This window comes from Streptomyces sp. LUP30 (genome assembly GCF_001746365.1).
In the GTDB taxonomy this organism is placed as follows: domain Bacteria; phylum Actinomycetota; class Actinomycetes; order Streptomycetales; family Streptomycetaceae; genus Streptomyces.
This window is the reverse complement of the sequence record NZ_MJAJ01000001.1, coordinates 198061-211434: the sequence shown is the minus strand read 5'-3', so window position 1 is coordinate 211434 and position 13374 is coordinate 198061. Positions and strand designations below refer to the sequence as shown.

Here is a 13374-nt window from a genome sequence, read left to right as displayed (position 1 = left end):
CGTCACCGAACGGCCCGCAACCCGACTCCCATGCCGATATGCACCGGCAACTGGTCAAGTGCACGGGGCAGTTCACAGCGGCTACAAGACCAAAGCCGTCGTACACGCCGCCCACCTCGGCATCGGCCTCGCTATAGTCCAGCGTGCCCCCGCAACCCGCGGATTCCACGTCCAGCCCCGCCGCTGGGTCATCGAACGCACCCTCGGCTCGCACATGCACCGCCGCTGCCCGGCCCGCGACTACGAAACCCACCCCCACCGATCGGCCGCCATGATCCAACTCGTCGCCATCAGCCTCATGACCCGCCGCCTCACCAACGAAGCCACCCCCAACTGGCGCGACACTTAAGCCAAATGAAACAGGCAAACGAGAATCAAACGCTCACTTGGATCGAGGCGCAACGACGGCGCAGGCGAGCTGGGTGGGGGCCGGTAGTTCGATCTTGTATCCGCCGTGTGGCGTGGGTTCGGCGATGAGGGCGCCGCCGAGCAGTTCGGCGCGTTCTCTCAGGCCGATCAGGCCGTGCCGGGCGCTGGGCAGGGCGACGGACGGGCGGGTGGGGGCGGTGTTGGTGACGGTGACGCCGAAGTGCTGCGTGCCGTGCCACAGGCGTACCTCGGCGCGGGCGCCGGGGGCGTGCTTGCGTACGTTCGTGAGGGCTTCCTGGACCGTGCGGTAGACGGTGCGCCGGGCGGTTGTGCTGATGCCGGGCGGGAGCCCGCCGGTCAGGGTGGTCTCTGTGCCGCTGTTGGCGATCAGCTGCTGGAGGTCGGCGAGGGTGGGCGGGGGTGAGTTCGGTTTCCTTGCCGCCGGAGGCGCGCAGCAGGGTGACCATGTGGCGGAGTTCGTCGAGGGTGTTCACGCTCAGGGTGCGGATGGTGCGGGCCGCGTCGCGGGCGTCGGGGTCCTTGGTGGCGACCTGCAGGACCCCGGCCTGTACGGCGATGAGGCTGACCTGGTGGGAGACGACGTCGTGCATCTCGCGGGCCAGTTGGGCGCGTTCGCGGGCCAGGACGGTCTGGGCGTACAGAGCGCGTTCGTGTTCGCGGACCTCCTTGACCTCGACGAGCCGGCGGGCCACGTCGCGTCTGGACTGCATGAGCTGGCCGCACAGGATCGGGGCGAAGGCCATGGCCAGCGTGTAGACGAACTGGATGAGCGTCCAGGTGCGGTCGCCGGCAAACGTGTCGGTCAGGGGCCAGGCGAGAGTGCTCGCCGCCGCGTTCAGCAGGGCGCAGCCAGCCAGCAGCGGGCGGTTGCGGGTGCGCGCGGCCAGTGTGTACAGCGCGGTGATCGGCGCGACTCCCACGTCCATGAACAGCAGCATGGGCAGTGTCAGCAGGAAGACGGCGAGCGGGAAGCGCCTGCGCAGGAGCAGTCCGGCGCTGCCGAGGGCGGCGCAGGCCCACATGAGTGGTGTCGCCTCGTCGTCGAGGTTGATCCAGGCGTCGAGCGCGGCGAGCACGACGAGGCCCACGTCGACGGCCCGGGCGGCGTCCGCCGCCACAGTGCCCGACCCGTGCTCATCGCGCGTTGCCCCGTGCCGTGTAGGCGCCGTCGTCGCGGAGCAGTCCGGCCCGCTCCGCGAGGAGCGCCGCCTGGACGCGGCTGGAGACCCGGAGCTTGGTCAGGATCGAGCTGACGTGGTCTTTGACGGTGCCCGCGCTCGGATGGATGCGGGTGCCGATGTCGGCGTTGGACAGGCCTTCCGCGATCAGGACGAGGACGTCCCGTTCGCGGTCGGTGAGCAGGTTCACGCGGGCCACGTCCGCGCCCTGGGGCGTGTCCGTCCCCGGATGGCCGCGCAGCAGAGCCCGCGAGGCTTTCGGGGACATGACCACCCCGCCAGGCCTCACAGCCCTGCCCCGGCCAGCCACGTGAAGCATGACAGCGCCCTTGCCCGCTCACCACCCGAGGAACCCTGGAGCACCCGACCCGCGCGTCGGGCCACAGCCATGCCCGCCGACGAAAAGCAGCCGAACCACCACTGCACACGAGCTCAGACCGGCTCAGCCACTCGAAGCGAAACAGGGAGGCTAGGCGGATTCTTCGCCCGGCACCTTAGCGAGTTGCACAGTACGCAGGCTGAGCAGCACCAACCCAGCGCACCCGCAGACGAGCGCGATGTCGGCGACGTTACCAACGAACGGGCCGTAGTCGATGAAGTCCACAACATGCCCGCGGCCCAGGCCGGGCTCGCGGAAGAGTCGGTCGCCCAGGTGGGATACCGCACCGCCGAGCAGCGCGCCCAGCACGAGCGCCCAGGCCGCCGAGGCCAGTCGGCGTGCGGTGTAGAGAATGCCGACCACTGCCGCTGCCGTTGCCAGGGTGAACACCCATGTCGCCTCGATGCCTATGGAGAACGCGGCGCCAGGGTTGTACAGCAGCCGGAAGTGGATCAGATGCGGGATCACGGCGACGCGCTCGCCGTCGGTCAGCGCGGAGACCGCCCACAGTTTGGTGAGCTGGTCCGCGAGCAGGACTACCGCCGCCAGTATGAGCATCACGCCGTACAGTCGGCTTGAACCCCGCGCCAGCCGCATCATCATGGCCTCCGTGCGTAGCGATATCCGAACCAGGATTCCCTGAGACTATCGGCCCCTTCGCCGTGGCAAGGTGCACGTTGCCGCCGTGGGGCAATCGGCTGAGCTCGTGGCTTGTCATGCAGCCTTGGCCGGGTATTCGGTCCACTGCCGGATCGATGACTGGGGCGCGAAGCGAGTCTTCGGCTCGGCCCGGCTGTTCCACCAGCGGATGTAGGCGGCGATGGCGGCGTTCTGCTCGCCGTGGGTGCGATGATCGGTGCCGTTCAGCGCGAAGTAGCGCAGAGCTGCGAACTCGGATTCGATCCAGTTCAGCCAGGATCCGTAGGTCGGCAGGAAGACCAGTTCGACGTCGTTGTCGGCGGCCCAGGTGCGTACCTCAGCGTGCCGGTGCGGGGGAGAAGTTATCGAGCACGATGTAGAGCTCTCCCCAGGCCAGCGCTCTCGCAGGGCCTTGAGCAGGCCGAGGAACTCGCGCCACCGTTTGCGCTCGCGGATCCGGTAGTAGACCTTGCCCATGGCCAGGTCGAGGGCGGCGAGCATGTGCATCACCCCGGCGTAACGGTTGTAGGTCGCCCGCAGGCGGCGGGGCCTGCCGGCAGGGCGCCAGGCCTTGCCGTACGGAGTGCCGACCGGGGCTGGAAACCGTACAGCGGAACTGCGGTCGATCCGGCCGCGGTTCCGCTCTCGTCGGGGTGTCGCTTGTCGACCATCACGTGTCCGCAGACTACCGCCCTTCTCGTCGGCTTCGACGGAAGGATGGGACGTGCCGCCGCGACCGCGCGCGTGCCCTCCGCGTCCTTCGATGCCGCACCCCGTCACCACCTGAGAGAGGCAACGCCCCCTGAACGGATCGGCCTTGCACAAGACTGCCGCCGACTACGCGGAGGAACTTCCCGGAGCCCAGCTGGAGCACCCCTTCGGCCCGGACTGGGAGGTCTTCAAGGTGCGCGGCAAGGTGTTCATGCTGATGACCGAAGTCCCGGGGCGGCCCGTCGTGATCCTCAAGACGGACCCCGGTGAAGCCCATGCCCTGCGGGAGCAGTACAGCCACATCACCCCCGGCTACCACATGAACAAGAAGCACTGGATCACCCTGGAGAGCGGAGAAGGCGTTGACGAGGAACTCGTCAGGGAACTCGTCACCGACTCCTACCGGCTCGTCGTCGCCCACCTGCCCAGGGCCGAGCGGCCTGTCGACCCGCACACCTACGGCACCGGCACGCGGGCGGCCCGGTGAGTGCGGCCGGTGACCGGCTTCAGGACGCAGCCCGCCAGGCGGCCCTGGCCCTCCCCGACGTCAGCCACGGCCGCCCCTTCACCCCCGACCTCGACGTGTACAAGGTCGCGGGCAAGGTGTTCCTCATCGTCACCGACGACCCGGACGAACAGATCATCACGGTCAAGTGCGAACCCCAACACGCCCGTGCGGCAAGAACGCGGCTACGCCTCGATCACACCGGGCCGCTATCTCGACAAGCGCCACTGGATCTCGCTGAGGGCGGGACCCGGCATCACCGAGCGTCTCGTCACTGACGCGGTCGAGGGTTCCTACGACCTCGTCGCCGAGCGGCTGTCGCGACACGATCACCCCGGTGCCCGATGAGCACCGCGAGCTTCCCCGCTGACGGCGAGTCCTTGAGATGCCCGCGGGGGAGGTGGGCGTGCATGTGCTCCATCACGACGTCGCGTCCGAGTTGTTGGACCCTGTGACCAGCAATTTCTGTAAGAGCGCAGGCCTTTCCGGATTAAGGTAACGGTCGCGGTTGCGGCTCCTTCGACAAGAGAGCGGTCCCGTCTGACGGCGGGACCGCTCCGTGGTGTTCGATTCGCGAACGTCACACTGCGCTCGGCAGTGCTACGCCAGACTGGCGACGGCCCGCGCTGGGGGGGTATCCCCCGTTCCGGTCTTGGGGTGCGCCGGATCGCGCCCCGGTGGGGGGCGAAACTAGCGTCCAACCATGACTTCGACTCTGAGAAAGCACCTGGTCATGGCACTCGGTCTCGCTACGCTGCTCACCGCCGAGGTGGTCCCCGCCATCGCTCAGCCCGCCGGTCACTCCCCTGTGCAGTTACGCCGGGACACCAAGGCGATCCACGCCCTCGGTGTGAGCGGTGTGCAGGCCCGCGTGGTCGCGCCGGACGGTCGGCAGTCGGTCGCCGCCAGCGGTACCGCCGACCTGAACACCGGCCGCCCGGTCTCTTCCGGCGGCTACTTCCGCATGGCCAGCACGTCCAAGACGATGGTCGCCACCGTGGTCCTCCAGATGGAGGCCGAGGGCAGGCTGTCCCTGGACGACACGGTCGACCACTGGCTGCCCGGAGTGGTGCGGGGCAACGGCAACGACGGCAGCCGGATCACCATCCGCCACCTGCTCCAGCACACCAGCGGCATCCGGGACGCCCTGCCGGGATACACCACGCCGAAGGAGTACTACCAGCAGCGCCACAACATCTACGAACCCGAGCAGCTGGTCGACCTCGCCATGGCCCATGAGCCGGAGGAGTTCCGGCCCGGCAAGGGCTGGGCGTACTCCAACACGGGCTACGTCCTGCTCGACATGATCATCCAGAAGGCTACCGGTCACCCCGCTCATCAAGAGATCGAACGCCGCGTCCTGCGCCCGCTGGGCCTCGACCAGACCCGGTGGATGGGCACCTCGCCCACCCTGCCTCGGCCCCACGCCCAGGCTTACCAGCTCTTCGGCCCCGGTTCCCGGGTGAATGTCACCGACCAGATACCGGTGGACTACGAGAACCTTTCGTGGGTCACGACCACGCGGGATGAGAACCGCTTCTTCCGCGCGCTGCTCGACGGCCGCCTGCTACCGGCACAGCAGCTGGCCAAAATGAAGCAGACCGTCCCCGTGAGCGCGGAGGTCCAAGAGCTGTGGCCCAAGGGCCGATACGGACTCGGCTTGGTCGAACGCCCCCTGGGATGCGGAGGAACCTACTGGAGCCATGAAGGCGGGGACGGCGGCTACATCACCCTCAACGGCGTCACCGATGACGGGCGTCGAAGCGCTGTGGTCTCCATGTCCGAGGCCCGCGGCGACACCAAGGAGCACATACTGGAGCAGGAGAACGCGGCCAGCGCCCTGATCGACCACGCACTGTGCGCCAGGGACGCCAGCACCCCGTGAGGGGAGGTGTCGTCGCTGTGGGCGGCGAGCTCGCGGCGCTCCGCCGGTGTCGCAGACCCGCACTGCGCACCCCCTTGCCTCTCATGGTCCCTTTTCGGCTCACCCGGGCGATGGTCCGTCTTCGCCGTCCACACTGTCCCTGTCAGTCCTGACGACGCGCCCGTCTAATAGGACTCAACTCCGTCAGGTCTGCCTCGGTCTTGATGTCGTGTGTGGCCTGCTGGGCAGGGGCAGGGGCAGGGGCAGGGGCAGGGGCAGGGGCTGGTGGCAGGTGGTGCAGATGCCGGTCCAGCACCTCAGGACGTCCTGGAGGGCGTCGAGGGTCTGGTGAAGAGTGAGCTCGGTGTGGGTGCTTTCGGGGCCAGCCGCTGTTCGGTGAGAAATGCGTGGCGGCGGTCACGGGGGTGACGTGGTGGTGCCAGCCGGGCCAGGAGCGGCCTTCGAAGTGGTCCAGGCCCAGACCGTGCTTGAGTTCGCGGTAGTCGTGCTCGATGCGCCAGCGGACTTTGACCAGCCGGACCAGGTCCGTGAGCGGGGTGTCGGCCGGCAGGCTGGACAGCCAGCAGTCGGTGGGCTCCTCGGCGTCCTCGGGCCACTCGATCAGCAGCCAGCAGTCGGGCAGGATGCCGTCCCACCACCCCTGTTCGGCCGAGGCGGCGGACCGGATCGGCCGCTCGACGGCCTTGCCGGCGGGGCGGACACGCACGGCGGCGAAGCGGGACCGTAACGCTCCCCGCGAGCCCTGCCGCCAGGTGAGGGAGGTGAACGCCTCCTGCCCGAGCCCGGCCGCCGGGGCCGCAACCGAGGGTGCCCGGTGGCGGTGGTTCGGCGACCTCCGCCACGGAAGTCGCGCCGGCGAGGGCCGCATAGGCGGCGCGCCGGTCTGGGCGAGGAGACCGACCGGGTCGCGGCAGGAGCGTGAACGGTCCTCCGTGAGGGCCGTGTTCATGGTGTCCATTCCGGTTGTCGTGCCGGGCGCCGATCGTTGTTGGAGCCTCGGGCGTCTCTACACGTACCGCGATCTCGGGCTGCCGTTGAAAGCGGTTTGTGGCGAGCGGGTGTGTTTCCGCCAGGCCGCCGGACGGGGCGTGAGGGGTACGGGGGTCGCCGCGTGCCCTCTATGGCCCACGGGCTAATCAGCCCGGCCTCCCACTCGCGGGTCGACCGGTGTGAGAACTCCGAGCCGGTCCTCGATCGCCTGGGCCGCGCCCAGGCACAGGTCCTCCCGGAACGCGCGCCCGACGATCTGTACTCCGCAGGGGAGCCCGTCGACCATCCCGGTCGGTATGGCCACACCGGGTACGCCCACGAAGCTGGTCACGGTGCACAGGCGCATTCCCGACCCGACACGGTCCCTACCTGACCTGTCACGCGACTCCAGCCCCGGCTCGACCGGTGGCTCAGTGAAGACCGGGCCGAGCAACAGCGGGTATTCGTTGAGGAATTCGGCCCATGAGCGGCGGATGTTCATCCAGGTGCCCATCAACTTCATGAACTCCTCCGCGCTTACGGGCGGGGTCTGCTCCATCGCCATCTCGATATAGCGGTCCCCGCCCTTGCCGAGCAGCCCGCGCACTACCGGCCAGGTGGGGGCGAACTCGGTCACAGTGATCCGGCCGTAGGCCTCGAGGGCCTCGTCCATCCGCGGTACGTCCTGCTCCTCGCGCACGTCGTATCCGGCGTCGCGGAGCGCGTCGGCCGCAGACGCGATAGCTCCGCGAACCGTGGGGTGGACGCCGTGCCCACCAGGGTCCGCCACAACCGCGACCTTCACGCGTCCGGGGAGCGGTTCGCCGTAGGCGGGCGCCGGCACGGCCCGCGGGTCTCGCGGATCAGTCCCGGCCAGCACCTCGTAAGCAAGCCGAAGATCCCCCACGCTCCGGGCCAGCGGGCCGTCGGTGACCAGCATCTGGGACGCCGGGCCCGGGTCGTCCGGGCCGAGAACGCGGTGGTCGGCGGGGAACCGGCCCGTGGACGGCTTCAGCCCGGCCACACCGCAGAACTGGGCCGGGATGCGCACCGATCCCCCGGAGTCGTTGCCGAGCCCGAGCGCCGCCATGCCCGTGGCGACGGCCACCGCGTCGCCCCCGCTGGAGCCGCCCGGGGTCCGGGTGCTGTCCCACGGATTGACTGTGTCACCGAACAGCTCGCTGCGCGTGTGCATCCCCGCCAGGATCAGGGTGGGGATGTTGCTGTGCCCGATGGGGATGGCTCCGGCTGCGCGCAGCCGTGCCACCGGGAGTGCGTCGGCCGATGCCACCAGATCGCGGAAGCGCTCCGTGCCGAACGTAGTCGGCACGCCTTCGATGGCGGTGCTCTCCTTCACCGTGAAGGGCACCCCCGCGAGGGGCCCCAGCGCTTCACCGGCGGCCCGCCGGCGGTCTGTCTGTGCCGCGGCCTCACGTGCACCCTCCGCCAGGAGCTGCGTGACCGCGTTCACCTGCGGGTTGACCTCGGCGATGCGATCCAGGTGACTGTCGACGAGGTCGACGGCCGAGACCTCTGCGCTGCGCACAGCCTCCGCCTGTGCGGCGGCCGCCATCTTCCACAGGGCGTCCTGCATGGCTTTACCTTCCTCATCCCCGTACCAATGCGCTTGCATCGGAACCGTACCCGGGAACCGATACGTGCGCATCGCATAAACTGCGCTGCGAAGCGGAGCGCTGTGAAATGAGAGGCCATCGGAGTTGCCCAGGCAGGTGGATCACGTGAGCCGACGCCGCCTCATCGCCGAGGCCGTATGCCACCTCGCCGACGAACGCGGACTGGAGGGCGTGACCCTTCGCGACGTCGCGGCCCGCGCGCAGGTGTCGATGGGCGCAGTTCAGCGGTGCTTCCGCAACAAGGAAGAGATGCTGGTTTTCGCTCTCGGGCACATCAGCGAGCGGATCAGTGAGCGCGTACAGGCCCGCCTCCTCAGGAGCCCAGCCCAGTCGGCCAGCACCGCCCTGGGCCACGCGGCCACCGAGATCTCACTGCTCCGGGAAGAGCACCGCGCCGAGGCCAGGGTCTGGCTCGCCTTCGTCGCGCAGGCGGCCGTGAGCAAAGCGCTCGCCAGGACGCTGACGGCAAACTACGCAACCCTGCAGGAGGCGTTCACCCGCCTCATCTCGGAAGCCGGCGAGGGCGCCGACCGCGCCGTGCGCCTCGATCCGCAACTCGAGGCCCGTACCCTCCTCGCCCTCGCGGACGGCCTCACCGCGCACGTCCTCATCGGCCACCTCACCCCGCACGAAGCACACGACGTCCTCCACACGCACCTGGCCCGCCTCTGGGAGCAACCAGTCACGCGCACCCCCTCCCCGGATTCCCCACTTCCATGAACCGGACCAAGTGAGGCGGGAAGCGGCAGGCGGATCGGGCCGCCTACGATCAGCGTCGGCTGTCACCGGGGGCGGACAGCACCGACTCCCGGCGGGAGTCCAAGTGTTCACCGCAGAAGTGCCCCACAGCAGTCCCAGGGCAGCCTCGCCGATCTCGCCGATCTCGTCGTCCGCGACCGAGGCCAGCGGCCGGCCTAGGCCGTCACGGACATGTCTGCCACGCAAAGCGTCAGATCAGAACCCATGACGAGCCACCGAGCTATCCATCAACCAGTTCACGGGCCTGTTTTCCGGGTTCTTCCCGGCGAGGATGCAGGTCGCCCGGGGCTGGCGGATCGTGATGCCGCGGATCCAGTCGCCTTCGGGCAGGGCGACGGCGCTCATACGGCGGTGCCGGGGCGTCCCGCACGGCGGCCGTTGATGGACGGCACCGTGGCGTGACGCTAGGTGGCAAAGTGCGCGCGGCCGGAGTGCTTGCCGTCGTACAGAGCCGCGTCGGCCGCCCTCTGCAACACGGTCAGGTCGCAGGAGCCGATCGCCTCCGGGGTCGCAGCGCCGACCGAGGCGGCGACGTCGACGGTGCGGCCGTCGTCCAGGACGACCGGCGTGTGCAGCATGCGGACCAGCTGTGCGAGGCGCTGCTCGCGCCGTTCGGCGGTCAGCTCCAGGGCGACCGCGGACTCATCGCCTCCCAGCCTGCCAGCGGCGGCGCGCGGGGCCGCCCAGGCGGTGAGCCGGACGCCGAACGAGGCGAGGACGGCGTCGCCGGCCGGGTAGCCCACCGTGTCGTTCACGGCCCTGAAATGGTCGGCGCCGACCATGATCAAGGCCGTGTCGTCGCCATGGCGGGCCAGGAGTCGGCGGGCGCGGGCGGTGTAGGCGTCGCGGCGCAGCAGGCCGGTCAGCGGTCCTTCCGGGTAGAGGCGAGCTTGCGGTGCAGCGCCAGGGCGTGCACGGTCCAGCCGGTCAGCGGCAGGGCAGCGGTGGTGATCAGGAGGGCGCGGAGGCCGATCCGGCCCTGGACGCGCAGGACGGAGTCCATACTGAGGATCTCCCTCTCGTCTCGTACGGGTTGGGTGGGCCCGGGACAGCCGTCCAAGCCGCCAAGCACGTGCGGCTGTCCCGAGGCAGAGCTACATCTCGAAGGGCTTGGAGTTGAGCCAGCTGTACGGGCTCCTCCAGTGGCCGGCGTTCGCGGCGGGCCAGTCGAGCTACCAGCCGGGCCGGTACCCACAGGCCGACCAGCCGTCCGGGCCTCCGTAGGGGATCTCACGTCCGGCCTCCGCCGCGGCGCGGGCCGCGTCATAGACCTCAGGCGCGGCCTTCACGGCCGCGCCACGGCTGTCAGCCCAGCCGGTGAAGACGTGCACGCCTTCCAGGCCGGGCGTCTCGGTGCTCCGTATGGGGACGTCGACCTCGTAGTACGGGGGGCTGGGTCATGACGTCCACTCCTCTCCTGATCGCGGTGACTGAGGAACCACCGCGCCCGCCCCGGCCGCGGCGGGGAGGCGGGGCCGGAGCGGCACGGAGGTCCTTCAGCCGTGGATCACTTCCAGGTCCTGCACCTCGAGGTCGTCGTCCTGGTCGTCGTCGTTATTCGGTCCGTGGACGGTGCAGACGATGTCCTCGTCGTCCAGGTCGCCGTTGAGTGAGCGGAACAGGCAGGTGACGCTGTAGGGGGGCACCCGCGCCCGGCCGGTGCACTCGTCGTCGTGCGGGCACGGCACCATCACGTCGAATTCGACATCGCCCTCGCCGTCGACGTCGGTGCGCAGGGCGAGGGTGAGGTACTGCTGACAGAGGCGGATCTTTGCGACGCGGTCGCCGCCGGCGACGTCCGAGCCGGGCTTCCACTGTCACAGCGGCAGGATCTCCTCGCCGAACACCCGTGAGACGAGGTTCAGGTCACCGAGGCCGCCAACCTGCCCCACGGCGGTGTCAGTGCGGAGCCCTGTCTTCCAGGGACATCACGGATGGCACAGGAGCCGCACGATGCAGATCGCAGGTATCGACCTGTACGTGAATCACCCAGTGATGGCCATCGGTTCGACCGAGTGGATCCCCACGACACTGGCTCTCAACAACGAGCCGGCTGCTGCCTGCGAAACTCACCTCATCGTCCGCGTGCAGGCCCAGACCGTGCTGGTCAAGGTACGGATCTTCCAAGATCACGATGACTCGGATGGCCAGGGGCGGGATCTGGAGAGTCTGACGACGGTGTTCGACGGACATCTTCTGCTAAGCGATGGCCGACTCGTCGTCGGGGACGTGGTCGGCGAGAGCCCGTTCACCACTTCCCTGCTCGGGATGCCGGGCCGGCGGCGAGTCCGGGTGTCTGTCGACGACGCGCAGGGACGGGCTCGTGCTGTTGACATCGTCATCAGTGCCGAGACGGTGTGACCGAGCCGATCCCTTCGCTGAACAGCACACCCCGTGCGTTCACCCGCAGGGCCAATTCCCTGAGTAGCCAGGACCGCCCAAGCCGATCGTCGCTCAGGGCTGCCAGCGCGGGGCCTCATCATCGGGTGTGTCCGGGCTGGGGAAGTGGAACGGTACAGAGAGGTACTCGGCAAGGGCACGCCCCGCCTGCTCGGCAGCTACCGCTGCGGGGTGGCGTGGGTCGCCATCCGCGTCCTCGCCGAGGTAGCGCTTGGCCGTTGACCAATAGACGGTGGCCATGTGGGACTCTCCCGCCGGGTCGGCGGTGATGGCTAGCAGCCGTACGAACCAGTCGTGGACGGTGTCACCATCCCAGATCGCCTCGATCGCAACGATGCGGCCCTCGCACCCGGCCGCCCGATAGGCCAACGACTCCAGATCGAGGGGGCTCTCCGGCTCGCGTGCAATCCGGTCGCCGTAGTAGAGATAGCGGTCATTGGCGATCAGCTGAGCGGTACCAACGCCGATGCCATGGGGAACGAGGCCGATGGCGACGATGACACGCACAGCGCCGAGAAGGGAGTCCTGAAGGATGTATCCGTCGATCTCGTCGCGGATCCCGGCAGGCAGACTCTCCCACCACTCGGTCCTGGCCGCCTTGTTCATGCCCATCGAGGGCCCCCGTCCCCTTGGAGGCCCCAACAGCCGAGCCTCGGGCCACTCTACGTCGTCGTGCAGCACCGTCTACGACAGCTGTCCCGCAGCGACCCGTCTGGTCGCAGCGTTTCTGTCAGGGACAACGCCGGCCGACCAATACCTCGATCCGCAACCAACCAGACAGAAAGGCAGTGTGCGGTGCAGGCGATGCGCCCGGGCGCGGCTGGACTGGCCCTTGTGTCGGTCGTGATGGCTTTGGTGATGGCCTGGTGGTCGGACTGGAGCCAGTGGTCACCCAGGTCCGCGGCCATGCGCATCAGGACGTAGGCGGCGGCGAAGCGGGGGGGCTGAGGGACTGGGATCGGGCATGGTGGGGGTCTCCTCGTCTCGTTGTTCGGGTCGGTGCTGGGCGACACTCCGCTCGGCGGCCTCGCTCAGGTTGTGCCACAGATGCCACCTGTCAGCGACCTGCATCGCCTGCGGCGCTCCAGCAGCGGCGCCTTCGGCGAAGAACGGCGCGCGGTCCCGGCAGACGACCTCGACACCGGGGCGCTGGGCGAGCGAGGCGGCCAGACTCGATGCCCCCCGGTCCGGGAGCGTCGATCGGCCGGCGGGTTTCGACGTCCACCAGCACAGTGCCGTAGTGGCGGCCCTTTCGGGTGGCGTACTCATCGACGCCGACCACCCGCGGCGCAGGCACCTCCGGCTCGGGCAGGTCGTCGACCAGGCGCAGGACCGTGCTCCGGCTGACGGACATGCTGAGGACGGCGGCCAGCCGGGCGCCGGCCCGTCCGGCCAGGGCAAGACCGACGGCAGCCAGGGCGCAGCGCAGCCGCTCGGTGCGCTGGCCGTATTCGCAGGTGAGGCCGGGATCTGTTCCACGAAGGTCCGCCGAGCGCACACGGTGTCGCGGCAGCGGAACCGCCGAACCCGTAATCGGAGCACGACTCTTCGTCCGGCGCTCGGTGCGTCAGCAGGAAACCGCAGGTAGGAGCTGTGTACCCGGGTCGACCAGGTTCCGCACCCCGGGCAGGCAGCACCGACAGTCGTGCACTGCACGTCAACGCGCACTATCTCGATACTCGCGTCAACCGACAACACCTCGATGTCCGCGACCGACGGGAACAACAGCTCCTTCAGCCGGAGCACGACCTCTTCCACGGCCGGGACCTTCAGCCCAACCACCCTCGTGACGATTGATCTTCGGGCGACTTCCGCAGCTGCCGGAGACGCCCGGACATCACTCAGAGTGGCCGCTGCACGGAAACTGAGCCAGAACCCCACCTCGGGAGGCACCTGCCTCTGGCTCTGTTCGATGTTCATGACCT

The 13374-nt window shown here is 69.1% G+C and carries 12 protein-coding genes and 6 pseudogenes; 7 read left to right on the top strand and 11 right to left on the bottom strand.

Annotation, left to right across the window (positions count from 1 at the left end; translation table 11 throughout):
• Positions 1-76 precede the first annotated feature (76 nt).
• Positions 77-349, top strand: a pseudogene (locus BG482_RS45955) (IS5/IS1182 family transposase); the annotation flags it as partial.
• A 33-nt stretch (positions 350-382) separates the two neighbouring features.
• Here the strand turns inward: BG482_RS45955 and BG482_RS00950 are convergent.
• The 4 genes and pseudogenes from BG482_RS00950 to BG482_RS00935 all read right to left on the bottom strand — a co-directional run bounded on the left by BG482_RS00950 (position 383) and on the right by BG482_RS00935 (position 3366).
• A pseudogene (locus tag BG482_RS00950) lies at positions 383-1528 on the bottom strand (sensor histidine kinase).
• Positions 1525-1863: pseudogene (locus tag BG482_RS00945) on the bottom strand (response regulator transcription factor); the annotation flags it as partial. The pseudogenes BG482_RS00945 and BG482_RS00950, both read right to left, overlap by 4 nt.
• A 174-nt stretch (positions 1864-2037) precedes the next feature.
• Complete coding sequence (locus tag BG482_RS00940) at positions 2038-2550, bottom strand: signal peptidase II (RefSeq protein WP_256096145.1); 513 nt, start codon at positions 2548-2550, stop codon at positions 2038-2040.
• Between the two features lie 111 nt (positions 2551-2661).
• Positions 2662-3366 (bottom strand): transposase, encoded by a 705-nt coding sequence (locus BG482_RS00935; RefSeq protein WP_256096172.1) that lies wholly within the window; start codon positions 3364-3366, stop codon positions 2662-2664.
• A gap of 22 nt (positions 3367-3388) precedes the next feature.
• Here BG482_RS00935 and BG482_RS00930 point away from each other — a divergent pair, with 22 nt between their 5' ends.
• From BG482_RS00930 to BG482_RS00920, 4 genes and pseudogenes are all read left to right on the top strand, one after another.
• Positions 3389-3784 (top strand): MmcQ/YjbR family DNA-binding protein, encoded by a 396-nt coding sequence (locus tag BG482_RS00930; RefSeq protein WP_069766847.1) that lies wholly within the window; start codon positions 3389-3391, stop codon positions 3782-3784.
• Positions 3781-3924, top strand: a pseudogene (locus BG482_RS45950) (MmcQ/YjbR family DNA-binding protein); the annotation flags it as partial. The gene BG482_RS00930 and the pseudogene BG482_RS45950, both read left to right, overlap by 4 nt.
• 46 nt (positions 3925-3970) lie before the next feature.
• Positions 3971-4150 carry an MmcQ/YjbR family DNA-binding protein gene (locus BG482_RS44760; protein ID WP_256096178.1) on the top strand — a complete coding sequence of 60 codons (180 nt, stop codon included), beginning with the start codon at positions 3971-3973 and terminating at the stop codon, positions 4148-4150.
• A 355-nt stretch (positions 4151-4505) separates the two neighbouring features.
• A complete protein-coding gene (locus BG482_RS00920) occupies positions 4506-5687 on the top strand; it encodes a serine hydrolase (RefSeq protein WP_069766846.1) in 1182 nt (393 codons plus the stop codon).
• A 296-nt stretch (positions 5688-5983) separates the two neighbouring features.
• Here the strand turns inward: BG482_RS00920 and BG482_RS40205 are convergent.
• Positions 5984-6558 (bottom strand): annotated as a pseudogene (locus BG482_RS40205) (IS701 family transposase); the annotation flags it as partial.
• 261 nt (positions 6559-6819) lie between these two features.
• Positions 6820-8250: an amidase gene (locus BG482_RS00910; RefSeq protein ID WP_069766844.1), complete on the bottom strand. Its 1431-nt coding sequence runs from the start codon at positions 8248-8250 to the stop codon at positions 6820-6822.
• Positions 8251-8374: 124 nt separating this feature from the next.
• Between BG482_RS00910 and BG482_RS00905 the strand changes: the two genes are divergently transcribed.
• Positions 8375-9010 carry a TetR/AcrR family transcriptional regulator gene (locus BG482_RS00905; protein ID WP_069766843.1) on the top strand — a complete coding sequence of 212 codons (636 nt, stop codon included), beginning with the start codon at positions 8375-8377 and terminating at the stop codon, positions 9008-9010.
• Between the two features lie 234 nt (positions 9011-9244).
• On the opposite strand, the gene BG482_RS43665 is transcribed toward BG482_RS00905, so the two are convergent.
• From BG482_RS43665 to BG482_RS45945, 3 genes and pseudogenes are all read right to left on the bottom strand, one after another.
• Positions 9245-9394 (bottom strand): hypothetical protein, encoded by a 150-nt coding sequence (locus BG482_RS43665; RefSeq protein WP_176741259.1) that lies wholly within the window; start codon positions 9392-9394, stop codon positions 9245-9247.
• Positions 9391-10052, bottom strand: a pseudogene (locus BG482_RS00900) (GGDEF domain-containing protein). Before BG482_RS00900 ends, BG482_RS43665 begins: the two are co-directional and overlap by 4 nt.
• A 493-nt stretch (positions 10053-10545) precedes the next feature.
• A complete protein-coding gene (locus tag BG482_RS45945; protein ID WP_370745731.1) occupies positions 10546-10740 on the bottom strand; it encodes a hypothetical protein in 195 nt (64 codons plus the stop codon).
• Between the two features lie 262 nt (positions 10741-11002).
• Here BG482_RS45945 and BG482_RS00885 point away from each other — a divergent pair, with 262 nt between their 5' ends.
• Positions 11003-11410: a hypothetical protein gene (locus BG482_RS00885; RefSeq protein WP_069766842.1), complete on the top strand. Its 408-nt coding sequence runs from the start codon at positions 11003-11005 to the stop codon at positions 11408-11410.
• A gap of 93 nt (positions 11411-11503) precedes the next feature.
• Here the strand turns inward: BG482_RS00885 and BG482_RS00880 are convergent, their stop codons facing one another.
• Together BG482_RS00880 and BG482_RS40200 are read right to left on the bottom strand one after the other, a co-directional pair.
• A complete protein-coding gene (locus BG482_RS00880) occupies positions 11504-12061 on the bottom strand; it encodes a hypothetical protein (protein ID WP_256096144.1) in 558 nt (185 codons plus the stop codon).
• Positions 12062-12337: 276 nt separating this feature from the next.
• On the bottom strand, positions 12338-13369 hold the full coding sequence (locus tag BG482_RS40200; RefSeq protein WP_256096143.1) for a transposase family protein: 1032 nt from the start codon (positions 13367-13369) through the stop codon (positions 12338-12340).
• Between the last annotated feature and the right edge of the window lie 5 nt (positions 13370-13374).

Excerpts from the sequence above, each read along its gene's own strand:
- BG482_RS00940 (WP_256096145.1), bottom strand. The coding sequence starts at position 2,550 with ATGATGATGCGGCTGGCGCGGGGTTCAAGCCGACTGTACGGCGTGATG.
- BG482_RS00920 (WP_069766846.1), top strand. The coding sequence starts at position 4,506 with ATGACTTCGACTCTGAGAAAGCACCTGGTCATGGCACTCGGTCTCGCT.
- BG482_RS00910 (WP_069766844.1), bottom strand. The coding sequence starts at position 8,250 with ATGCAGGACGCCCTGTGGAAGATGGCGGCCGCCGCACAGGCGGAGGCT.
- BG482_RS43665 (WP_176741259.1), bottom strand. The coding sequence starts at position 9,394 with ATGAGCGCCGTCGCCCTGCCCGAAGGCGACTGGATCCGCGGCATCACG.
- BG482_RS45945 (WP_370745731.1), bottom strand. The coding sequence starts at position 10,740 with ATGGTGCCGTGCCCGCACGACGACGAGTGCACCGGCCGGGCGCGGGTG.
- BG482_RS00885 (WP_069766842.1), top strand. The coding sequence starts at position 11,003 with ATGCAGATCGCAGGTATCGACCTGTACGTGAATCACCCAGTGATGGCC.
- BG482_RS00880 (WP_256096144.1), bottom strand. The coding sequence starts at position 12,061 with ATGGGCATGAACAAGGCGGCCAGGACCGAGTGGTGGGAGAGTCTGCCT.
- BG482_RS40200 (WP_256096143.1), bottom strand. The coding sequence starts at position 13,369 with ATGAACATCGAACAGAGCCAGAGGCAGGTGCCTCCCGAGGTGGGGTTC.